We start from the raw sequence: 624 nt of genomic DNA, 5'->3' as shown, positions 1-624 counted from the left end.
GAACTTTTGTTAATATTATATCTGTAGGAATATTAAACTCTCTGTTATCTGCATTAGATTTTAAACCACTACTTCTTTCAACTTTCCAAGTTGCGGTAACTTGCCCGCTACCAGTTGCAGGTTGTATAGTCATTGTTAAATGCCCACTAAATAGAGGTAAGTTTAATGGGTTATCTACTGTATTATCATCAATACCTGCTTCTAGTATTGTACCATCGCTACTTCCATAAATAGCACGTCCCCATCTAAATCCCGCACCAATAGGTCTATTGGATTCATAAACGAGAATTTCCAAACCACTATTTGTAGTTTCAACCTTAGAAAAATGACCACTAATATCTCCTTCATTATCGATAAATAATTCTATTCTAAATATTTCATCTCCATTTTGGGTTTCCCAAATACCCACAAATGAGTCATTAATGTTTTGGGCTTCTAAAGTGCTTGTAACACTTAAAAATAATGTTACTATTATAATTATATGTTTCATTTTGTTTCGTTTTTTAGTTGTTACACGGTTTTTCTTTAATATTATTTATAGCATTAGCATTATAAGTTACTCTTGTAAAATCGTTAAAATTTTCATCAGTTTTATACATAGTTGCTCCCATATTTGCTTCATCC

At 31.2% G+C, this 624-nt stretch carries 1 protein-coding gene; it reads right to left on the bottom strand.

What is annotated here, in order from left to right; translation table 11 throughout:
* A partial coding sequence (locus ACVC5O_RS11610) for a DUF6705 family protein (RefSeq protein WP_452221649.1) occupies nt 1–490 on the bottom strand: 490 nt, incomplete at its 3' end.
* Nucleotides 491–624 lie beyond the last annotated feature (134 nt).

The organism is Lacinutrix salivirga, assembly GCF_053604675.1.
This window is presented reverse-complemented; position numbering and strand designations above follow the sequence as displayed.